21 protein-coding genes are annotated in these 19,819 nt (G+C 71.3%); 8 read left to right on the plus strand and 13 right to left on the minus strand.

Features of this window, described 5'->3' with window-relative positions; genetic code table 11:
* Positions 1-15 precede the first annotated feature (15 nt).
* The 3 genes from mctP to LCH29_RS17395 all read right to left on the minus strand — a co-directional run bounded on the left by mctP (position 16) and on the right by LCH29_RS17395 (position 2,839).
* Entirely contained in the window at positions 16-1,650 is a 1,635-nt protein-coding gene (gene mctP, locus LCH29_RS17385; protein ID WP_446462629.1) for a monocarboxylate uptake permease MctP, read from the minus strand.
* Positions 1,647-1,901, minus strand: coding sequence for a DUF3311 domain-containing protein (locus LCH29_RS17390; protein WP_446462630.1), 255 nt, complete (start codon positions 1,899-1,901; stop codon positions 1,647-1,649). Before LCH29_RS17390 ends, mctP begins: the two co-directional genes overlap by 4 nt.
* Positions 1,902-2,065: 164 nt before the next feature.
* Positions 2,066-2,839 (minus strand): GntR family transcriptional regulator, encoded by a 774-nt coding sequence (locus LCH29_RS17395; RefSeq protein WP_009715163.1) that lies wholly within the window; start codon positions 2,837-2,839, stop codon positions 2,066-2,068.
* A 355-nt stretch (positions 2,840-3,194) separates the two neighbouring features.
* On the opposite strand from LCH29_RS17395, the gene LCH29_RS17400 reads away from it, so the two are divergent.
* The 3 genes from LCH29_RS17400 to LCH29_RS17410 all read left to right on the plus strand — a co-directional run bounded on the left by LCH29_RS17400 (position 3,195) and on the right by LCH29_RS17410 (position 7,633).
* On the plus strand, positions 3,195-4,772 hold the full coding sequence (locus LCH29_RS17400) for a glycoside hydrolase family 3 protein (protein ID WP_446462631.1): 1,578 nt from the start codon (positions 3,195-3,197) through the stop codon (positions 4,770-4,772).
* A 42-nt stretch (positions 4,773-4,814) separates the two neighbouring features.
* Complete coding sequence (locus tag LCH29_RS17405) at positions 4,815-5,885, plus strand: SIS domain-containing protein (RefSeq protein WP_446462632.1); 1,071 nt, start codon at positions 4,815-4,817, stop codon at positions 5,883-5,885.
* Positions 5,886-6,160: 275 nt separating this feature from the next.
* Positions 6,161-7,633: a sensor histidine kinase gene (locus LCH29_RS17410; protein WP_446462633.1), complete on the plus strand. Its 1,473-nt coding sequence runs from the start codon at positions 6,161-6,163 to the stop codon at positions 7,631-7,633.
* Positions 7,634-7,807: 174 nt separating this feature from the next.
* Here the strand turns inward: LCH29_RS17410 and LCH29_RS17415 are convergent, their stop codons facing one another.
* Positions 7,808-8,065, minus strand: coding sequence for a WhiB family transcriptional regulator (locus LCH29_RS17415; RefSeq protein WP_003953983.1), 258 nt, complete (start codon positions 8,063-8,065; stop codon positions 7,808-7,810).
* Between the two features lie 320 nt (positions 8,066-8,385).
* Entirely contained in the window at positions 8,386-9,354 is a 969-nt protein-coding gene (locus LCH29_RS17420; RefSeq protein WP_446462634.1) for a diacylglycerol/lipid kinase family protein, read from the minus strand.
* Positions 9,355-9,638: 284 nt separating this feature from the next.
* Between LCH29_RS17420 and LCH29_RS17425 the strand changes: the two genes are divergently transcribed.
* On the plus strand, positions 9,639-10,154 hold the full coding sequence (locus LCH29_RS17425) for a hypothetical protein (RefSeq protein WP_446462635.1): 516 nt from the start codon (positions 9,639-9,641) through the stop codon (positions 10,152-10,154).
* A 77-nt stretch (positions 10,155-10,231) separates the two neighbouring features.
* Here LCH29_RS17425 and LCH29_RS17430 read toward each other — a convergent pair whose 3' ends face one another.
* From LCH29_RS17430 to LCH29_RS17445, 4 genes are all read right to left on the minus strand, one after another.
* Entirely contained in the window at positions 10,232-11,158 is a 927-nt protein-coding gene (locus LCH29_RS17430) for an RNA polymerase sigma factor SigF (RefSeq protein WP_446462636.1), read from the minus strand.
* A gap of 17 nt (positions 11,159-11,175) precedes the next feature.
* The gene (locus tag LCH29_RS17435) at positions 11,176-11,589 is read right to left on the minus strand and encodes an anti-sigma regulatory factor (protein ID WP_009715155.1); all 414 of its coding nucleotides are present in this window, start codon (positions 11,587-11,589) and stop codon (positions 11,176-11,178) included.
* A gap of 246 nt (positions 11,590-11,835) precedes the next feature.
* Positions 11,836-12,375, minus strand: a complete 540-nt coding sequence (locus LCH29_RS17440) for an N-acetyltransferase family protein (RefSeq protein ID WP_446462637.1) — start codon at positions 12,373-12,375, stop codon at positions 11,836-11,838.
* Positions 12,376-12,611: 236 nt separating this feature from the next.
* On the minus strand, positions 12,612-12,872 hold the full coding sequence (locus tag LCH29_RS17445) for a UBP-type zinc finger domain-containing protein (protein ID WP_446462638.1): 261 nt from the start codon (positions 12,870-12,872) through the stop codon (positions 12,612-12,614).
* Between the two features lie 235 nt (positions 12,873-13,107).
* On the opposite strand from LCH29_RS17445, the gene LCH29_RS17450 reads away from it, so the two are divergent.
* Entirely contained in the window at positions 13,108-14,718 is a 1,611-nt protein-coding gene (locus tag LCH29_RS17450; protein WP_446462639.1) for a Na+/H+ antiporter, read from the plus strand.
* Between the two features lie 37 nt (positions 14,719-14,755).
* Here LCH29_RS17450 and LCH29_RS17455 read toward each other — a convergent pair whose 3' ends face one another.
* Positions 14,756-15,346 (minus strand): N-acetylmuramoyl-L-alanine amidase, encoded by a 591-nt coding sequence (locus LCH29_RS17455; RefSeq protein ID WP_446462640.1) that lies wholly within the window; start codon positions 15,344-15,346, stop codon positions 14,756-14,758.
* A gap of 169 nt (positions 15,347-15,515) precedes the next feature.
* Here LCH29_RS17455 and LCH29_RS17460 point away from each other — a divergent pair, with 169 nt between their 5' ends.
* The 3 genes from LCH29_RS17460 to LCH29_RS17470 all read left to right on the plus strand — a co-directional run bounded on the left by LCH29_RS17460 (position 15,516) and on the right by LCH29_RS17470 (position 17,424).
* Positions 15,516-16,427, plus strand: coding sequence for a glutaminase (locus tag LCH29_RS17460; protein ID WP_446462641.1), 912 nt, complete (start codon positions 15,516-15,518; stop codon positions 16,425-16,427).
* 74 nt (positions 16,428-16,501) lie between these two features.
* Entirely contained in the window at positions 16,502-16,726 is a 225-nt protein-coding gene (locus LCH29_RS17465; protein ID WP_063727663.1) for a hypothetical protein, read from the plus strand.
* Complete coding sequence (locus tag LCH29_RS17470) at positions 16,723-17,424, plus strand: helix-turn-helix domain-containing protein (RefSeq protein WP_446462642.1); 702 nt, start codon at positions 16,723-16,725, stop codon at positions 17,422-17,424. The genes LCH29_RS17465 and LCH29_RS17470 overlap by 4 nt, the downstream gene beginning before the upstream one ends.
* Before the next feature lie 85 nt (positions 17,425-17,509).
* Here the strand turns inward: LCH29_RS17470 and LCH29_RS17475 are convergent, their stop codons facing one another.
* From LCH29_RS17475 to LCH29_RS17485, 3 genes are all read right to left on the minus strand, one after another.
* On the minus strand, positions 17,510-17,881 hold the full coding sequence (locus LCH29_RS17475; RefSeq protein ID WP_446462643.1) for a VOC family protein: 372 nt from the start codon (positions 17,879-17,881) through the stop codon (positions 17,510-17,512).
* A gap of 67 nt (positions 17,882-17,948) precedes the next feature.
* On the minus strand, positions 17,949-18,887 hold the full coding sequence (locus LCH29_RS17480) for a beta-ketoacyl-ACP synthase III (RefSeq protein ID WP_446462644.1): 939 nt from the start codon (positions 18,885-18,887) through the stop codon (positions 17,949-17,951).
* A gap of 143 nt (positions 18,888-19,030) precedes the next feature.
* Positions 19,031-19,708, minus strand: coding sequence for an HAD family acid phosphatase (locus LCH29_RS17485; RefSeq protein WP_446462645.1), 678 nt, complete (start codon positions 19,706-19,708; stop codon positions 19,031-19,033).
* Between the last annotated feature and the right edge of the window lie 111 nt (positions 19,709-19,819).

Consider the following 19,819-nt stretch of genomic DNA (forward strand, 5'->3'; position numbering starts at 1 on the left):
GACGCGCTGCCGGACTCAGTGGCCGCCGGGGGCGCCCGCCGTCGCCGGGGGCAGGTCGGCCTGGACGCCGGGGTCGCCCGCGTCCGCCGTGTAGTCGGACGCGGACGTCTCGTCCACGCCGTCGGGGGCCTTCAGCGCCCGCAGGACGAACGTGAGCACCACGGTGACCACGACGTTGAGGGTGAAGGCGGTGAAGCCGATGTAGCCGATCTCGCCGATGCCCGGGATCTCGTCCGAGCTGCCGCCGAAGTGCTTCTGGGTGGGGCTGGCCACGCCGTACGCCGCGACCGTGCCGTAGACCATGCCGACGGCCCACCCGCCGAGCAGCGCCCACCGGTGGAACCAGCGGGTGAACAGGCCGCCCACCATGGCCGGGAAGGTCTGGAGGATCCAGATGCCGCCCAGCAGCTGGAAGTTGATGGCGACGGTCTTGTCCATGGTCAGGACGAAGGCCAGCGCGCCGACCTTCACCAGCAGCGAGACCAGCTTGGAGACCTTGGTCTCCTGCGCCGGGGTGGCGTCCGGTTTCAGGAAGTCCTTGTAGATGTTGCGGGTGAACAGGTTCGCCGCGGCGATGGACATGATGGCCGCCGGGACGAGGGCGCCGATGCCGATGGCGGCGAAGGCGACCCCCGCGAACCAGTCCGGGAACATGTTCTCGAAGAGCTGGGGGATGGCCAGCTGCCCGTTCTCCACCTTCACGCCCGCCGCGATCGCCATGAAGCCGAGCAGCGCCAGCAGGCCGAGCATCAGCGAGTACAGCGGCAGGATGGTGGCGTTGCGGCGGATCACCTCGCGGCTTCGGCTGGAGAGCGTGGCGGTGATCGAGTGCGGATACATGAACAGCGCCAGCGCCGAGCCGAGGGCGAGCGTGGCGTAGGCCCATTGGCTCTTGTCGCCGCTCGCCAGCTCCCCCTTCGGCTTCCCGGTCGCCGGATTCTCCTGCGCCAGCGCGTGGCCCGCCTTGGCGAAGATGTCGTCGAAGCCGCCCAGCTTGATCGGGATGTAGATGATCGCCACCGCGATGACGATGTAGATCAGGGTGTCCTTGACGAACGCGATGAGGGCGGGGGCGCGCAGCCCGGAGGAGTAGGTGTACGCCGCGAGCACGCCGAAGGCGATCAGCAGCGGCAGGTCCTTGATGAACCAGTTGGTGTCCTCGCCGCCGCCCACGCCCATGACGTCCAGCACCGCCTGGATGCCGACGAGCTGGAGGGCGATGTACGGCATGGTGGCGAGGATGCCGGTGATCGCGACGGCCAGCGAGAGCCCCTTGGAGCCGAAGCGGCCGCGGACGAAGTCCGAGGTGGTGACGTATCCGTGCTTGTGGGACACCGACCACAGCCGGGGCAGGAAGGTGAAGATCAGCGGATACACCAGGATGGTGTACGGCACCGCGAAGAACCCGGCCGCGCCCGTCGCGTAGATGGCGGCCGGGACGGCGACGAAGGTGTACGCGGTGTACAGGTCGCCGCCCAGCAGGAACCAGGTGATCCAGGTGCCGAAGCTACGGCCGCCGAGCCCCCATTCGTCGAGGTTGTCGGCGTTCTCGGCGGCCCGCCAGCGGGCGGCGAGGAAGCCCATCACCGTCACGGCGAGGAAGAAGAAGACGAAGACGGCGAGCGCGACGCCGTTCACACCGCCGTTCATGCGGAACCGCCTCCCCTGCGCGCCCGCTGCTCACGGCGGACCAGGATGAACGCGGTCGTCGTCAGCACGGCCGAGATGGGCACCCACGCCATCTGGTACCAGTAGAAGAACGGGATGCCGATGAAGGTGGGCTCGACCTTCGCGTACGAGCCGACCCACAGCATCGCCACGAAGGGCGCGATGAGACAGAGCGCGGCCACGACACGCGAGGGCGTGACGACCGGTCTCCTGTCCGTGGACGTGTCTGACATGGCGGCGGGCTCCCGTCCCCTCGGCGCATCCGTGCTGACCATCGGTGCTGAGCACCGGTGCTGATCATTTGTGCAGTGCGCAGGAATCTAAGCCCGTGGACCGGCAGTCGTCACTACCCGTCCGCATATCGGTATGAGAAAGAAGCGGAGTCCGGCGTCGTATGTCAGCCGTTCGGGCGCTGGAGCCGGGCCACGAACTTGTAGCGGTCACCGCGGTAGACCGAACGCACCCACTCCACCGGCTCGCCCGCCGCGTCCAGCGAGTGGCGCGAGAGCATCAGCATCGGCAGGCCGACGTCGGTGCCCAGCAGCCCGGCCTCGCGCGGGGTGGCCAGGGAGGTCTCGATGGTCTCCTCGGCCTCGGCCAGGTGCACGTCGTACACCTCGGCCAGGGCCGTGTAGAGCGAGGTGTACTTGACCAGGCTGCGGCGCAGCGCGGGGAAGCGCTTGGCCGACAGGTGCGTGGTCTCGATCGCCATCGGCTCGCCGCTGGCCAGGCGCAGCCGCTCGATGCGCAGCACCCGGCCGCCGGTCGCGATGTCCAGCAGCGCCGAGAGCCGGTCGTCGGCGGTGACGTAGCCGATGTCCAGCAGCTGGGAGGTGGGTTCGAGGCCCTGGGCGCGCATGTCCTCCGTGTACGAGGTGAGTTGCAGGGCCTGCGAGACCTTGGGCTTGGCGACGAAGGTGCCCTTGCCCTGGATCCGCTCCAGCCGTCCCTCGACGACCAGTTCCTGGAGCGCCTGCCGCACGGTGGTGCGGGAGGTGTCGAACTCGGCGGCCAGGGTGCGCTCCGGGGGGACCGGGGTGCCGGGCGGCAGGGTCTCGGTCATCTCCAGCAAGTGCCGCTTGAGGCGGTAGTACTTCGGGACGCGCGCGGTGCGCGTTCCGCCGGAGCTGTTGCCGCTCTCGGCGGTGGCCGTCGTGGCCGTCGCCGCCATTGCCCCCTCGGTCTCCATCGCGCCCTTTCCGACGTCGGGTCTGCTGCCGTCACCGGCCTCTGATGATTCCGGCGGCTCACATCGTGGCACGCCCTGGCCCCGGGGTGGCTGCCCTGCCCGGATGTCGAGAGATGTCGGTCCGGTAACGGAGCCGGAAGCGGCGTTGTCCACTCTTGACACCCCTATAGGTCGAGAGACACGCTCTGCATGAAGTGGTCTAAACCATTAAACCTCTCATTCGGCGATGTGGGGAGTAGGGCGCCGTGAAGTGTGACCCGATGGGGGCGACGGGTGTCGCGGCAAGGCCGGTGTCGGTGCGCTCGCTTCCGGCGCGGCGAAGGGAAGATCCACGTCCATGACGACGCTCGCGCACGACTCGGCCACCCTCACCCGGAACGCCCTCACCGTCCTCCAGCCCGGCTTCACCGGCACCTCCGCCCCCGACTGGCTGCTGCGCCGCCTCGGCGAGGGGCTGGCCTCCGTCGGGCTGTTCGGCCGCAACATCGCCTCGCCCGAGCAGCTCGCCGCGCTCTCCGCCCAGCTGCGCGCCGAACGGGACGACGTGCTGGTGGCGATCGACGAGGAGGGTGGCGACGTCACCCGTCTGGAGGTACGCGGCGGTTCCTCCTTCCCCGGCAATCTGGCCCTCGGCGCGGTCGACGACACCGAGCTGACCCGTGCCGTCGCCCGCGAACTCGGCCGCCGGCTCGCCGCCTGCGGCGTCAACCTCAACTGGGCGCCCTCCGCCGACGTCAACTCCAACCCGGACAATCCGGTCATCGGCGTCCGCTCCTTCGGCGCCACACCCCAGCTCGTCGCCCGGCACACCGCCGCCTGGATCGAGGGCCTCCAGGGCGCCGGGGTCGCCGCCTGCACCAAGCACTTCCCCGGGCACGGCGACACCGCCGTCGACTCCCACCACGCCCTGCCGTGCATCGATGCCGACCCCGAGACCCTGGCCGCCCGCGAACTGGTGCCCTTCCGGGCGGCCATCGCCGCCGGAACCAGGGCCGTGATGAGCGCGCACATCCTGCTGCCCGCGCTCGACCCGGCCCTGCCCGCCACCCTCAGCCCCGCCGCCCTGCACGGACTGCTGCGCGCCCCCGTCGCCGACGGCGGGCTCGGCTTCGACGGCCTGATCGTCACCGACGGCATCGAGATGCGCGCCGTGGCCGACACGTACGGCATCGAGCGGGGCAGCGTCCTGGCGATCGCCGCCGGCGCCGACGCGATCTGCGTCGGCGGCGGCCTCGCCGACGAGGACACCGTGCTGCGGCTGCGGGACGCGCTGGTCACGGCCGTGACGGACGGGCGGCTCCCCGAGGCGCGGCTGGCCGACGCCGCGGCCCGGGTCCGGGCCCTGGGGGAGTGGGCGAAGACCGCTGGAGGGCCCGACGCGGCGCGGCGGATCGCGCCGGCCCCGGAGGTGGGGCTCACCGCCGCCCGCCGCGCCCTGCGGATCACCCCGGCCGACGGCGCCCCCGCGTACCGGCCGCCGACCGGACCCGTCTTCGTCGCCGCCCTCACCCCGGTGGCCGGTATCGCTGTCGGCGACGAGACCCCCTGGGGCGTCGCCGCCGAGCTGTCCCGGCTGCTCCCCGGCACCACGACCGCCGCCCACGGCCCCGAGGACATCGCGGCCCGGGGCGCGTCCGCCGTGGTCACACAGATGCTCGACGCCGCGGCGGACCGTAGGATCGTCGCTGTGGTCCGCGACGTCCACCGCCACGGCTGGATGGCGGGCGTCCTGGACGCCCTGCTCGCCGCCCGGCCGGACACCGTCGTCGTCGAGATGGGGGTGCCCCAGGCACCTCCCGGCGGTGCCCTGCACATCGCGACCCGCGGCGCCGCCCGGGTCTGCGGGCGGGCGGCCGCGGAAGTCATCACCGGCGTCACCGCCGACGTCGGCACCGGCAAGGAAGCCGGGCACTGACACCCCACGCACCACCGGCACAGCCCACGGGAGGCACCCGAAATGTCCGCCACGACGACGGCCCCGCGCAGCGATCAGCCGGGCCGGATCATGTCCGGCGAGATGAACGAGCAGCCCGCGGTGCTGCGCCGCATCCTCGACCAGGGCGCTCCGAAGATCCGTGAGACCGCCGAGCGGATCGCCGCGCGCGCACCGCGCTTCGTCCTGCTCACCGCGCGGGGCACCTCCGACAACGCGGCGCTGTACGCCAAGTACCTGCTCGAGGTGCTGCTGGGCAAGCCGTGCGGGCTGACCTCCATGTCCACCACCACCGCGTACGGCGCCCGGCAGGACCTCACCGACGTGCTGGTGATCACCGTCAGCCAGTCCGGCGGCTCCCCGGACCTGGTCGCCTCCACCGAGGCCGCCCGGGCGGCCGGGGCGATCACCCTCGCGGTGACCAACAACGCCGACTCACCGCTCGCCGCGGTCTCCGAATTCCACATCGACGTGCTGGCCGGGCCCGAGAAGGCGCTGCCCGCCACCAAGACCTACACGGCCGAACTCCTCGCCCTCTACCTCTTCGTCGAAGGGCTGCGCGGCGGCGACGGCGCGGCCGCCAAGGCGCTGCCCGACCTCGCCCAGCAGATCCTGGACCGCCAGGGCGAGGTGAGGCAGCTCGCGGGCCGCTACCGGTTCGCCGAGCGGATGGTCCTCACCTCCCGGGGCTACGGCTACCCCACCGCGAAGGAAGCGGCCCTGAAGCTGATGGAGACCAGCTACATCCCGGCCCTCTCCTACTCCGGCGCCGATCTGCTGCACGGCCCGCTCGCCATGGTCGACAACATCTCGCCGGTGATCGCGATCGTCACCGAGGGCAAGGGCGGCCAGGCACTCCAGCCCGTCCTGGAGCGGCTGCGCGGCCGCGGCGCGGATCTCGTGGTGATCGGCAGCCGGGCCGAGGTCGACCGGGCGTCCGCCGGTTTCGCCCTGCCCACCGAGGGGGTCGCCGAGGAGGTCCAGCCGATCCTGGAGATCCTGCCGCTCCAGATGCTGGCGTACGAGGTCACCATCGCCCGCGGGCAGGACCCGGACGCGCCGCGCGCGCTGGCCAAGGTCACCGAGACCCGCTGAGAGGCTCCTGAAAACACCCGCGGGCCGCGGCGCCGGGGCGGGACCCTCAACCCACCCGGCACCGCAGCCCGGAGCTCGTCGGCCGAGCAGCCGACCTCAAGAGGCGTACGGAGCGGTCAGGGCAGAGCGCGCCGTGTGCCTCCGATCCACCCTCCTGTGCGGGGAGGGCGGAAGATCGCATCGCTGGCCATTCTGGACTAGACCAGTGCCGTCTGTCCACGCTTATGTGCGAATCGGCTCATCCCTCGTCCGGGTAGGCTCGCCATGTGCCCTCCATGAACGATCTCGTACACCAGCACACGGCCCTCGACGAATCCGATCTCGAGTGGCTTCACCTGCTGGTATCGGAGTGGCAGCTGCTCTCCGACCTCTCCTTCGCTGATCTTGTCCTCTGGGTGCCCACCAGCGACGGCACCCGCTATGTCTCGGTCGCGCAGATGCGGCCCAACACCGGGCCCACCTCCTATCAGGACGACATGGTCGGCCATCTCGTTCCCCGTGGCCGCCGTCCCATGCTCGATGCGGCGCTGGACGAGGGCCGGATCGTCCGCGAGGGCGATCCCGAGTGGCGCGAAGAGGTCCCGGTCCGGGTGGAATCCATCCCGGTCCGGAGGGAGAGCCGGGTCCTGGGCGTCATCGCCCGCAACACCAATCTGCTGACCGTACGGACCCCCAGCCGCCTGGAGTTGACCTATCTCCAGAGCGCGTCCGACCTGGCCCAGATGATCGCGGCCGGGGCGTTTCCGTTCCCCGGCCAGCAGGTCGACATGGACGCCTCGCCGCGCGTCGGCGACGGGCTGATCAGGCTCGACGCGGACGGCGTGGTCCAGTACGCCAGCCCCAACGCGCTCTCCGCCTACCACCGGCTCGGGCTCGCCGCCGACCTCGTCGGCCACCACCTGGGCGAGACCACCGCCGAACTGGCCCCCGCGCGCGGCCCGGTGGACGAGGCGCTGGTCAAGCTCGCCAGCGGCTGGGCGCCCCGCGAATTCGAGGTCGAGAGCGGCGAGAACGGCGTCATCCAGCTGCGGGCCATCCCGCTCAAGCCCAAGGGCGTGCACATCGGCTCGCTCGTCCTGCTGCGGGACGTCACCGAACTGCGCCGCCGTGAGCGGGAGCTGATCACCAAGGACGCCACCATCCGGGAGATCCACCACCGGGTGAAGAACAACCTCCAGACGGTGGCCGCGCTGCTGCGGCTCCAGGCCCGCCGGATGGACTCCGCCCAGGGGCGGGAGGCGCTCAACGAGGCGGTGCGCCGGGTCGGTTCGATCGCGATCGTCCACGAGACCCTGTCCCAGACGCTCGACGAGCGGGTCGAGTTCGACGACATAGCCGACCGGGTGCTGGCGATGGTGGCCGAGATATCGCCCGGCAAGGTCACCGGCAGCCGCACCGGACGGTTCGGCATCCTCGACGCCGACGTGGCCACCCCGCTGTCCATGGTCCTCACCGAAGTGCTCCAGAACGCGCTGGAGCACGGCTTCGGTCCGGGGGAGCAGGGCACGGTCGAGGTCTCGGCGGTGCGCGGCGGCGCCGGCGAGGAGGGCCGGCTGATGGTGATCATCCAGGACGACGGGCGCGGGCTGCCCGAGGGGTTCGACCCCCAGCGCGCCGGAAATCTCGGCCTCCAGATCGTCCGCACCCTGGTCGAGGGCGAACTGGGCGGCACCTTCGACATGGTGCCCGCTCCGGAGCGCGGCACGCGTGTGGTCCTCGACCTGCCGGTGCGTGCCGAGAAGCACTGAGAATCTTCACGGCCCTTTCACCGGGGCGGGTTCACGCCGGTGGGCGACGCGGCTCATACGGCGGGCAACGCACTGAGCCCCGGACCGGGATGGTCCGGGGCTCAAAAGCTCACGTTGCTGTGCGCATCGGGGCTACTGCGCGCTGCGGCTCGGGGGCCACGGGGCGTATCAGGGTCAGGCGCTGGCGTTCCGCGCCCGGTTCCGAGCGGCACGGCGCTTCATGGCGCGGCGCTCGTCCTCGCTGAGTCCACCCCAGACGCCGGAGTCCTGGCCGGACTCAAGCGCCCACTGCAGGCACTGCTCCATGACGGGGCAGCGGCGGCAGACGGCCTTGGCTTCCTCGATCTGCAGCAGCGCAGGACCGGTGTTGCCGATGGGGAAGAACAGCTCGGGGTCTTCCTCGCGGCAAACGGCGTTGTGACGCCAGTCCATGGCTGCTCCATCTCCTCGTATTGCGGGCTTGTTGCTTGTGAATGTGAACGCTTTCACGAATCCCCTGACAAGGACAGGGACGCCGCCAGTTTGGGCGCTGGTGCGGTCCCGTGGGATTGAGGAGGGGGTTCGGGCTCTCAAGGGGGCCTTCCGTCAGGCCGTCCCGATCGCCAAGAAGAGATTCGCAAACCTCGGCGGCGGATACAACCCCTTCCGGAAAGTTTTTTTTGATTCCTTGGTGTCGGCTGTATCACAGCCGTACTTCCGGGGGGTGGATCCCAGCCTAAACGTTCGACTAGAAGGACTTTACGGGGTCTGACTCACACAATCACACGCAGTGCACGGCGTACGCCTGTGAACGTCACGCTCGTCCGCAGTCCTAGATGGTCTCCGTCCATCTGGAACGGCAGTGGCGCCTGGGATTGCAAGGTGAAGTCCGTCAGATCGTGGAGCCCCACCGCGTGCTTGCCGTGCGGGCCCCGCTCGGGGGACGACATCAGCAGCTGGGTCGCGTAGCGGGTCATCGCGGGCGCCGACAGTTTGGCGAGTCCCAGCACGTCAAGGGCGGTGTCGAAGGAGGCGCGCGGCGCCGCGTAGACCGGGCGGTTGCCCAGATAGGTCCACGGGGAGGTGTTGCAGACTATGGACAGCGCCAGGTCCTGGATGGGGTCCTGCCCTGGCTGCCGGATGGTGATGGTGCCCTGCCGCCGGTTCGGCTCCCCGAAGAACTGGCGCACCATCTGCCGTATGTAGAGGGCATGGGTCGAACGCTTGCCGCGTTCGCGCTGCTGCTCGACCCGGCCGATCACGCTCGCGTCGAAGCCGAAGCCCGCGCAGAAGGTGAACCAGCGGTCGGGCACCGACTCGTCCGCGGTGCCCGGGGTGCCGCCCGCGAGCCCGAGGCCCACGGTGCGCTCGGTGCCGTCCCGCAGCGCGTCCAGCAGGGCGCCGGTCGCCTCGACGGCGTCGTTGGGCAGGCCGAGGGCGCGGGCGAACACATTGGTGGAACCGCCGGGGACCACCGCGAGGCGCGGCAGTTCGCCCGGCGCGGGGCCGTTGTGCAGCAGCCCGTTGACGACCTCGTTGACGGTGCCGTCGCCGCCCAGCGCCACGACCAGCTCATGGGTGCCGCCGTCGACCGCGCGACGGGCCAGATCGCGTGCATGCCCCCGGTACTCCGTGGTCGCCACGTCGAGTTTCAGATCGCTGGCGAGCGCGTGGATCAGGACGTCACGGGTGCGGGCACTGGTGGTGGTTGCTGCCGGATTGACCACGAGGAGTGCGCGCATGGCCGCCAGCCTACCGACCCGCCGGAACGCTCCCCGCCCCCCGGGGGCGCCCACCGGGCCCGTGCGCGGCCCAGGGCACGTCCGCACAGTCGCGCCGGGCCCGCGACGCCTGGCACGCTCCCCCAGCTACCGCTGGGAGGTGCCCCCTCTCGCTGCGTTGTCGGGCCCGTCCGAGTAGGCCCGCCCCCGGACTCATCGCACGCGCACCCGGCTACCGCCGGGAGGTGCCCCCTGACGCCGCGGGCTGACCCGACGCGCGTGTGGACATGCCCTAGGCTGCTGGCGTGAGCAGGAAGAAGCCCGCCAAGGCGCCCAGGACCGGCACTCCCAAGGCCAAGGCCACCAAGCCCGCCACGAAGGCCGCCCCCGCCGCCGAGGCGCCCGCGGCCGCCGACGCGGGGCCCGGGGGGCCGCGGCCGGTCCGGCTGACCGTGGCCGCGGCGCTGGCCGCCGTCGAGGGGCTGGTGCTCGTGGGGTTCGGGGTCTACGTCCTGATCATGGGTCTGGCCGGGGACCCGGAGAGCCCGCAGCAGGCGGAGACGCTCGGGGTCACCGTGCTCGCCCTGGCCCTGCTGCCGCTGCTGGCGGCGCGCGGGCTGTGGCTGCGGCGCCGCTGGAGCCGCGGCCCGGCGATGATCACTCAGCTGATGGCGCTGCCGGTGGCCTGGACGCTGGTGCAGAACGGTGGCGGGCTGATCATCATCGGTGTGCTGACCGCCATCGCGGCCGTCACCGCCCTGGGCATGCTGATCAACCCGACCGCGACCGAGGCGCTGGGCATCGGCCCGCGCGACGCCTAGAAGTTCCCCGTTCCTCAGCTGGAGAGGCTGGCCGTGTGGGCAGGGGCGTGCCCGGGGCTCGTCCCGGGCACCGCTCGCTACTCCTCGACCAGCAGCCTGTCCCGCAGCTGGGCGAGGGTGCGCGCCAGCAGCCGTGAGACGTGCATCTGGGAGATGCCGACCTCCTGCGCGATCTGCGACTGCGTCATGTTCCCGAAGAACCGCAGCAGCAGGATCTTCTTCTCGCGCGGCGGCAGATCCTCCAGCAGCGGCTTGAGGGATTCGCGGTACTCGACGCCTTCCAGCGCCTCGTCCTCCGCGCCGAGGGTGTCCGCCACCGCCGGGGACTCGTCGTCCGTGTCCGGTACGTCCAGCGACAGCGTGCTGTACGCGTTGGCGGACTCCAGGCCCTCCAGCACCTCTTCCTCGGAGATGGCCAGATGCTCGGCCAGCTCGTGGACGGTCGGGGCGCGCCCGTGCCGCTGGGACAGCTCGGCGGTGGCCGTGGTCAGCGAGAGCCGCAGCTCCTGGAGCCTGCGCGGCACCCGCACCGCCCAGCCCTTGTCGCGGAAGTGCCGCTTGATCTCGCCGACGACCGTGGGGGTCGCGTAGGTCGAGAACTCCACACCGCGGTCCGGGTCGAACCGGTCCACGGACTTGATCAGTCCGATGGTGGCCACCTGGGTCAGGTCGTCCAGCGGCTCGCCGCGGTTGCGGAAGCGCCGGGCCAGGTGCTCGACCAGGGGCAGGTGCATGCGCACGAGGTTGTTGCGCAGCTCGGCCCGCTCCGTCGAGCCCTCGGGGAGCCCCCGCAGCTCGACGAACATCGCCCGCGCGCCGCTCCGGTCGTGCGGATCGTGCGGCTGCGGATCGTGCTGCTCGTGCACCTGCTCCTGCTCGTGCTGATCCATGTGGTCCGCCCGCTCTGGTCGGTCTCCTGCCGCCTCCGAGTCCGCGGGATGCGGTCGGGCCGGCGGGTGCGGGATGGCCGGGGTGCGTACTCCCCGCGATGATGCAGTGCTCACGGAGCCCCCTTTGTCCGTCACGGCTGTCCGGGGCCGGCGCCGCGCTCCTTGTACAGGCTGATGCTGACCGTGCGGTCCTCGGCGACGGTCGAATCCACCTTGCCCGCCAGTGCGGAGAGCACCGTCCAGGCGAAGGTGTCGCGCTCAGGGGCGCGGCCATCGGTGGTCGGAGCCGCCACGGTCACCTGTAGTGCGTCGTCGATCAGACGGAAGACGCAGCTCAGCACACTGCCGGGGACGGCTTGCTGGAGCAGGATCGCGCAGGCCTCGTCGACCGCGATGCGCAGATCCTCGATTTCGTCGAGGGTGAAGTCCAAGCGGGCTGCCAGGCCGGCGGTCGCCGTACGCAGCACCGACAGATAGGCCCCCGCAGCGGGCAGCCGGACTTCCACGAAGTCCTGGGTCCCGGGCTCGCCTGCGATCTGGGACACCCTCACCTCCAAGGTGACACAAGCTGTTTGAGCTGAGCTGATTGGAGCGTCGGCCATATGCCCTTATGGTGGAGGGATAACGGACCGGCGCAATGTGTGGTTCGGCTGCGACGCTATCGCGATCTGCCACTCGGTGTCGCCCGGACGAAGCACGGCCCCCGTCACGGGTGAACCCCCGAGATGAACATTCCCGATATCACTCATAGTAAGCATATGAGTACGCAGCGTGGCTAGGGGTTTGCGGTCTCAATTCGAAAGAGATGTCGCCTCACTCAACGAACCGCTGGTCGAAGCTATGCCCGGAGCCTGCGCGGCCAGTGCCCGCAGCGGTTCTCCCGACAGCCGTCGCACGGTCCATTCGTCCATCGGCTCCGCGCCCAGGGACGCGTAGAAGCCGATCGCCGGTTCGTTCCAGTCCAGCACCGACCATTCGAAGCGGGCATAACCCCGCTCCACGCAGATCCGTGCCAGCTCGGCCAGCAGCGCCTTGCCGTGGCCGCCGCCGCGGGCCCGGGGTGTGACGTACAGATCCTCCAGATAGACCCCGTGGGTGCCCGTCCAGGTGGAGAAGTTACGGAACCACAGGGCGAACCCGACCGGCTCGGCCGCTCCGTCGCCGACTTCCTCGGCGATCAGCGCGAACACCGCCGGATGCTCGCCGAAGAGCGCCGTGCGCAACTGCTCCTCGGTGGCCTTGGCCTCCTGCGGTGCCCGCTCGTACGCGGCCAGCTCGCGGATCATCGCGAGGATGGCCGGGACGTCGGACGGCTTCGCTGATCGGATCATGTGGTGAAGGCTAGCTCGCCGCACCGACAACGTGGCAGCGGATTCCCTGCCGTGCGGTACCGCACGCGGCGCCGCACCCGCTAGTAGGGGGTGTCTCGCCGATCATGCCGGGCTCCCGACGCCTGGCACGGCACCTCGCGGCCCCGCGCTCGTCGCACGCAGCGCCTCCCCCAGCTACCGCTGGGAGGTGCCCCCTGACGCCGCTCGCTGATCCGGCCTGATCGACAAGACACCCCCTAGACGATCAGCAGGTCCACGTAGCACCAGCGCCAGTCGTCGCCCGGTTCGAAGCTGCGCATCACCGGATGCCCGGTCTTCTCGAAGTGCTCGGTGGAGTGTCGATAGGTCGATGAATCGCAGCACCCCACATAGCCGCACTCCAGACAGATCCGCAGCTGCACCGGATGGCTGCCGAGCGTCAGGCACTCCGGACAGGTGGTGGCTTGCGGCTCCGGTTCGGGGCGCGGCAGGGCCGGAATATGCGGGCACTCCCTCATGATTGCCAGACTAGGGGGTGGCTTGCCGGTCAGGCCGGATCAGCGAGCGGCGTCAGGGGGCACCTCCCAGCGGTAGCTGGGGGAGGCTCGCAACCCGCGTGAGGAGAGCGCAGGGGGCACCTCCCAGCGGTAGCTGGGGGAGGCGCTGCGTGCGACGAGCGCGGGGCCGCGAGGTGCCGCACCCCCTGAACCGCTGGCGAGCCGGCGAAGGCGATGAATCGGGACGGGCCGGGGCATGGACGTAACTCCGCTGTTGATGCTGGTCGCGGGCAGCGCGGCGGTCGCCGGCGCGGCCCGGCGCACCCCGGTGCCGCCACCGCTGCTGCTGGTCGCGGTCGGGCTGGTGGCGTCGTATCTGCCGGGGGTGCCGGACTACACCCTGGAGCCGGAGATCGTGCTCCCCCTGGTGCTGCCGCCGCTGCTGCACACCGCCGCGCTCGACAGTTCCTATCTGGACCTGCGCGCCAATCTGCGGCCGGTGGCGCTGCTGTCGTTCGGCTATGTGCTGTTCGCCACCCTCGCCGTCGGTTGGATCGCCTACCTGCTGGTGCCCGGTCTGCCGCTGACCGTCGCCCTGGTGCTGGGCGCCGTCGTCGCCCCGCCCGACGCGGTGGCCGCCACCGCCATCGCCCGCCGGGTCGGCCTGCCCTCCCGGCTGACGACCATCCTGCGGGGCGAGTCCCTGGCCAACGACGCGACCGCGATCACCGCCTACCGGGTGGCGCTCGCCGCCGCGGTGGGGGAGGGCGCCACCTGGACCCATGCCGCCGGGGAGTTCGTGCTCGCGGCGGTGGGCGGCATCGGCGTCGGCCTGGTCCTGATGGTGCCGCTGCACTGGCTGCGCACCCGGCTGCGCGATCCGCTGCTCCAGAACACCCTCTCGCTGCTGATCCCCTTCACCGCCTACGCGGCCGCCGAACAGGTCCATGCGTCGGGCGTGCTGGCGGTCGTGGTGGTCGCGCTCTACCTCGGGCACCGCTCCTGGCAGGTCGACTTCGCGACCCGGCTCCAGGAGGCGGCCGTGTGGAACATGACCTCTTTCATCCTGGAATCGGCCGTGTTCGCGCTGATCGGGCTGCAACTGCGGTTCGTGGTGGGCGGCCTGGGGGAGTACGGGGCGGGCGAGGCGGCCTGGTACGCGGTCGCCGTCTTCCTGGCCGTGGTGGCCGTACGGTTCGTCTGGGTCTTCCCGGCGACCTTCCTGCCGCGCAAGCTCTCCCGCAGGATCCGGGAGCGGGAGCCCGGCGTCGACTGGCGGGCGCCCGTCATCGTCGGCTGGGCCGGGATGCGCGGGGTGGTGTCCCTGGCCATCGCCTTCTCCATCCCGGAGACCGTGCACGGCGGAGGCGCCTTCCCGGGCCGCACCCTGATCCTCTTCCTGGCCTTCACCACCGTCATCGGGACGCTCGTCGTCCAGGGGCTCACGCTGCCCGCCCTGATCCGGGCGCTGGGCATGCCGGGGCGCGACCTCCAGGCCGAGACGCTCGCCGAGGCACAGGCGCAGGCGCAGGCGTCGCGGGCCGCCGAGCAGCGGCTGGAGGAACTCCTCGCCGACGAGCGCAACGCGCTGCCGCCGCCGCTGGCCAACCGGCTGCGCCTGGTGCTGGAGCGGCGCCGCAACGCGGTGTGGGAACGGCTCGGCACGGTCAACGAGGTGACGGGGGAGTCGGCGGACGACACCTACCGCAGGCTGGCACGCGAGGTGATCGGCAGTGAGCGCGAGGTGTTCGTGAAGCTGCGGGACGCGCGCCGGATCGACGACGAGATGCTCCGTACGCTGCTGCGCCGCCTGGACCTGGAGGAGGCGGCGGCCTACCGCGAGGAGACCGCGGAAGGCGGACCCTGACCGTCTCCGGCCGGGGCCCGCCCACCGCGGAGGGCTGTTACTTCAGCCGCTCACGGATGCGCGCGCGCATCGAGTTCATCGAGAAGCCCCGGGGGTCGATCTTGCCCGGCTGCCATTCGAGGTGGCCGATCACGGATCGCTCGGTCCAGCCGTGCCGGCGGCAGATCGCCGCCGCTGCCCGGGCGATCGCGTCCAGTTGGGCCTCGGGCCACGGGTCGTTCCCGTCGCCGAGGTTCTCGCATTCGAAGCCGTAGAACGCGCGATTGCCGTCCGTGTTGGCCTCGTTGTCGGGCGGGAGCGCTTTTTCGGCGATCACGGCGCGCAGGACCTCGTCGTCGCCGAGTCCCGCGTGGTTGGCGCGGCCGTAGCCGACGAGGTGCACCCCGCCGTCCTTGGCGATCACGCCGTGGCACAGCGGGCCGGGCAGCGCCTCGTAGCCGTCGCGGCAGATCTCGACGGTGAGGTCGGTGCCGGAGGTGACGGTGTGGTGGATCATCACACCGTGCACTCCACCCCACGGTCCCTTGTGGTTCCGGTTGTGGTTCCGCCAGTCGCCGACCTGCACCACACGCAGGCCCTCGTTCTTCAACGCCGCCAGGAAGTCCCCCGCGGACATGGGTGAGGCCATGACCGCCTCCGTTCTGATCGTCCGGCGGGCGCCCGTCGCGGCCCGCCTGTATCACCGTATGCATACCCAAAAACACGGTGGGTCATTGACTCCTGGTTGAGGGGCGGTTGAGAGCGGCCGTTATGGTGCGTCTGATCCGCCCGACGACGCGCAGGAGAACCACCGCACCATGCACTACCAGGACGTACTCGACGAGGTCGCGGCCCATGTGGCGCCCCACATCGGCCGGGGGCAGGTGGCCCAGTACATCCCCGCACTGGCGGCGGTCGACCCGGATCAGTTCGGCATCGCCCTCGCGGACGTCGACGGCAACGTCACCGGGGTCGGCGACTGGGAGCGCCCCTTCTCCGTGCAGTCGATCTCCAAGGCGTTCGGCCTCGCGCTGGTCCTCGCGCAGGACGGGGAGAAGCTGTGGCGGCGGGTCGGCCGGGAGCCCTCGGGCAACCCGTTCAACTCCCTGGTGCAGCTGGAGCACGAGAACGGCATCCCGCGCAATCCGTTCATCAACGCCGGCGCGCTGGTCGTCACCGACCGGCTGCACAGCCTCACCGGCGACGCCAGCACCACCATGCTGGACTTCCTGCGCGCCGAGAGCGGCAACCCCGAGCTGGGCTTCGACCCGGTCGTCGCCGAGTCCGAGTCCGGCCACGGCGACCGCAACGCCGCCCTCGCGCACTTCATGGCGAGCTACGGCAACCTCGACAACCCCGTACCGACCGTCCTGGAGCACTACTTCTGGCAGTGCTCGATCGAGATGAGCTGCCGCGACCTGGCCCTCGCGGGCCGCTTCCTGGCCCGCCACGGGCTGCGCGCGGACGGCTCCCGGCTGCTGTCGCGGCGCGAGGCGAAGCGGGTCAACGCGGTCATGCTCACCTGCGGGACGTACGACGCGGCGGGCGACTTCGCCTACCGCGTCGGGCTGCCCGGCAAGAGCGGGGTGGGCGGCGGGATCATCGCCGTGATCCCGGGGCGGTGCACGCTGTGCGTGTGGAGCCCCGGCCTGGACGCCCGCGGCAACTCGGTGGCCGGGGTGGCGGCGCTGGACCACTTCACCACGGTGACCGAGTGGTCGGTGTTCTAGCGTCTGTGGGCCTCCAGGGTGGCGCCGCGCCGGTGGTGGCGGGAGCATGGTGGTGTAGCAGGAGGTGTGGCGCCATGCAGCACGAGATGCGCGCGGAGTACGAGGAGGGCAGCTCCGGGCGGGTGGCGGGCGCGCCGGTCAAGATCTGGCACATGGTCCGGGGCAACGGCACGACCGCGATGTGCGGCCGTGAGCTGGCCCCGGACGCCGAGACCCAGGACGCGGACCTGTGGGCCACCGGCGACTCCGGGCCCTTCTGCCACTCCTGCGGCGCGATGTATCTGCGCGAGGTCCCTTGAGCGACGGCGGGAGCGACTACCGGGAGCGGGCGTCGCGGCTGGGCGGCGGCGCGGTGGTGTGGTCCCGCACCGTCGGGGCCGGGCCGCAGCGGGTGCTGCCCGACGGCTGTACGGACCTGATCTGGATCGACGGCAGGCTGCTGGTCGCCGGGCCCGATACCCACGCCCATCTGACCGGCGGGCCCGCGGGGGCGCGCGCCGTGGGGCTGCGCTTCGCCCCGGGCGCGGGGCCCGCGGTGCTGGGTTCCCCGGCCTGCGAACTGCGTGATCAACGGGTGCCGTTGGCCGCGCTGTGGCCGGAGGCCGAGGTGCGCAGGCTGGCGGAGCGGGCCTTCGAAGGGAAGGTGGGGCGGGTGCTGGAGGCCGCCGCGCTGGACCGGATGCGGGGCGCGGCGCCCGTCGATCCGCTGGTGGGCGAGGTCGTCGCGGGGCTCGCGGGCGGGCGGAGCGTGGCGGAGGTGGCCCGGGCGGTGGGCCTGGGCGCCCGGCAGCTGCACCGGCGGTCGCTGACGGCCTTCGGGTACGGGCCGAAGACGCTGGGCCGGGTGCTGCGGCTGAACCGGGCGCTGGAGCTGGCGCGCGGCGGGGTGCCGTTTGCGGAGGTGGCGGCGGTGGCCGGGTACGCGGACCAGGCGCATCTGGCGCGGGAGGTGCGGGGGCTGGCGGGCGTACCGCTGGGCGGGCTGCTGGGGCCGTAGGGGGTGTCTTGTCGATCAGGCCGGATCAGCGAGCCCGGCATGATCGGCGAGACACCCCTGGGTCCGCACCACCTCGCCGGGGCCGTCAGCCGGGCAGTGGGGCGAACAGGGCGACGTTGTTGCCGTCCGGGTCCAGCAGGACCGCGTAGCGCTGGCCCCAGAAGGCGTCCCAGGGCGCCTTGGAGCCCCGTACGCCGCCGTCCGTGAGCTTGGCGTACGCGGCGTCCACCTCGGCCGGGCTGTCGCACAGGAAGGCCAGTTCCATCCGTCCCGGCCCGCCGGGCGGCGGGGTCTCGGCCCGGTCCCACATCAGGCGCAGGCCGCCCGGCAGGGTGGCCTCGGCGTGTGGCTGGGTGTCGGCCTCGGCGGGGATGTCCAGGCCGAGCATGCGGTAGAAGGCGAGGGAGGCGGCCATGTCCGCGACGGCCAGCCCGATCGCGTCGAATCGTGGTGTCATGCGGGCAGCGTAGGCAGCCCGCGACCCGCCGGTCTTGAACGAATCGGACACTCCGACGAGACACCCCCTAGGGGCAGCGGATGACCTGGCCGCCGTACGACAGGTTGCCGCCGAAGCCGAACAGCAGCACCGGGCTTCCGGAGGGGATCTCGCCGCGTTCGACCAGCTTGGACAGGGCGAGTGGAACGCTGGCCGCCGAGGTGTTCCCGGAGTCCACGACATCGCGCGCGATCACCGCGTTGACCGCGCCGAGCTTGCGGGCGACCGGTTCGATGATCCGCAGGTTGGCCTGGTGGAGCACGACACCGGCCAGGTCGGCCGGTTCGATCCCGGCGCGGGCGCACACCTCGCGGGCTATGGGCGGCAGTTGGGTGGTGGCCCAGCGGTACACGGACTGGCCCTCCTGCGCGAAGCGCGGCGGGGTGCCCTCGATACGGACGGCGTTGCCCATCTCGGGCACCGAACCCCACACCACCGGCCCGATGCCCGGCTCCTCGGCCGCCGTCACCACGGCCGCGCCCGCACCGTCGCCCAGCAGGACGCAGGTGGAGCGGTCGGTCCAGTCCGCGGCCTCGGTGAACTTGTCCGCGCCGACGACCAGCGCGGCGGTGGCCGATCCGGCCCGTATCGCGTGGTCGGCGGTGGCCAGGGCGTGGGTGAACCCGGCGCACACCACGTTGATGTCCATGGCGACGGGGCAGGTCAGGCCCAGCCGGGCGGCGACGCGGGCGGCCATGTTGGGGCTGCGGTCGATGGCGGTGGACGTGGCGACCAGCACCATGTCGATGCCGGTGGGGGCGAGGCCGCTGTGGGCGAGGGCCTTGGCGGCGGCCGCCGCGGCCATCTCGTCCACCGTCTCGTCGGAGCGCGCCACATGGCGGGTGCGGATCCCGACCCGGCTGCGGATCCACTCGTCGCTGGTGTCGACCATGGCGGCGAGGTCGTCGTTGGTGAGCACCTTCGCGGGCTGGTAGTGGCCGAGCGCCAGTACGCGTGATCCGGTCATCCGTCCAGTCTTGGGGGCCGCGGGCCCGTCCGGTGCGCGGGCAGGTGACAACGTATGGCCCCGAGATCTGGAGCTTTCGGCCTTCCCAGCAGTCGGTGGCGGCCTTCCGGTACATGGCCGCCACCGCGTTCGTGGCCGTGCGGTCAGGAGAGCCGGCCGTCGTAGTCCGGGAGCTTGAAGGTCTTCTCGGCGTGGCCGCCGACCAGGTCGGTGGGGCTGTTGCCGATGTTCGCGATGATCGTGTAGCCCTTCTTCTCGATCTCCGCGCGCTTGGCCGTCTTGTACGCGGCGACCTCCTCGAAGAGGTCGGGGAGGCTGCGTACGTACAGCCCGGCCACCGGGTAGCCCACGGTCTCCAGGTTGAACCGGGTGGGCAGGGTGAGGATGTCCGGGCGCGCCGTGACGAAGAAGAGGGCGACGCCGCGGGTGTGCGCGTACTTCGCGAGGTGGAGCACCGGGTCCACGGGGGGTGCCGGGAAGGCGAATGTGAAGTCCGACTCCAGCGAGGTGTTGTCGATGTCGAGGACGATGGCCTGCTTCTCGTCCCCGGCGTTCTGGGTGCGCTGCTCGACGTAGGGCCGGGCCTGGTCGATGACGGCCTTCACATCGCGCTTCCAGGTCTCGTAGTCGACCTTCGCGGCGGCGGTGGTTCCGCTTATGGCGGCGGTGGCGGTTCCGGTGGCGGTGCCCGTTGCGCTCGGCGCGGCGGCCGACGTGGTCGCGGCGGTGGCCGTCGTGGCCGTGCCGCCGAGGCCGATGGCGAGCCCTAAGACCACCGTCGTCATGCCGAGCCGTCGTGATCGCGCGCGTGCTGGAGTCATGGGTTCCGTCCCTTCGTCGTCGTGTTGTGTGCCCGAGTGGCATGTTCACGTTCGACGGTGGACATGAGAAGGCCGCTGCGTTTACTGATGAGTAACGATTGGCGCGGAGAA

The organism is Streptomyces sp. BRA346, from assembly GCF_052851135.1.

Bases quoted from the DNA above. Each gene is read 5' to 3' on its own strand.
- mctP (WP_446462629.1), bottom strand. From the start codon at position 1,650: ATGAACGGCGGTGTGAACGGCGTCGCGCTCGCCGTCTTCGTCTTCTTC.
- LCH29_RS17390 (WP_446462630.1), bottom strand. From the start codon at position 1,901: ATGTCAGACACGTCCACGGACAGGAGACCGGTCGTCACGCCCTCGCGT.
- LCH29_RS17395 (WP_009715163.1), bottom strand. From the start codon at position 2,839: ATGGCGGCGACGGCCACGACGGCCACCGCCGAGAGCGGCAACAGCTCC.
- LCH29_RS17400 (WP_446462631.1), top strand. From the start codon at position 3,195: ATGACGACGCTCGCGCACGACTCGGCCACCCTCACCCGGAACGCCCTC.
- LCH29_RS17405 (WP_446462632.1), top strand. From the start codon at position 4,815: ATGTCCGCCACGACGACGGCCCCGCGCAGCGATCAGCCGGGCCGGATC.
- LCH29_RS17410 (WP_446462633.1), top strand. From the start codon at position 6,161: ATGAACGATCTCGTACACCAGCACACGGCCCTCGACGAATCCGATCTC.
- LCH29_RS17415 (WP_003953983.1), bottom strand. From the start codon at position 8,065: ATGGACTGGCGTCACAACGCCGTTTGCCGCGAGGAAGACCCCGAGCTG.
- LCH29_RS17420 (WP_446462634.1), bottom strand. From the start codon at position 9,354: ATGCGCGCACTCCTCGTGGTCAATCCGGCAGCAACCACCACCAGTGCC.
- LCH29_RS17440 (WP_446462637.1), bottom strand. From the start codon at position 12,375: ATGATCCGATCAGCGAAGCCGTCCGACGTCCCGGCCATCCTCGCGATG.
- LCH29_RS17445 (WP_446462638.1), bottom strand. From the start codon at position 12,872: ATGAGGGAGTGCCCGCATATTCCGGCCCTGCCGCGCCCCGAACCGGAG.
- LCH29_RS17450 (WP_446462639.1), top strand. From the start codon at position 13,108: ATGGACGTAACTCCGCTGTTGATGCTGGTCGCGGGCAGCGCGGCGGTC.
- LCH29_RS17455 (WP_446462640.1), bottom strand. From the start codon at position 15,346: ATGGCCTCACCCATGTCCGCGGGGGACTTCCTGGCGGCGTTGAAGAAC.
- LCH29_RS17460 (WP_446462641.1), top strand. From the start codon at position 15,516: ATGCACTACCAGGACGTACTCGACGAGGTCGCGGCCCATGTGGCGCCC.
- LCH29_RS17465 (WP_063727663.1), top strand. From the start codon at position 16,502: ATGCAGCACGAGATGCGCGCGGAGTACGAGGAGGGCAGCTCCGGGCGG.
- LCH29_RS17475 (WP_446462643.1), bottom strand. From the start codon at position 17,881: ATGACACCACGATTCGACGCGATCGGGCTGGCCGTCGCGGACATGGCC.
- LCH29_RS17480 (WP_446462644.1), bottom strand. From the start codon at position 18,887: ATGACCGGATCACGCGTACTGGCGCTCGGCCACTACCAGCCCGCGAAG.
- LCH29_RS17485 (WP_446462645.1), bottom strand. From the start codon at position 19,708: ATGACTCCAGCACGCGCGCGATCACGACGGCTCGGCATGACGACGGTG.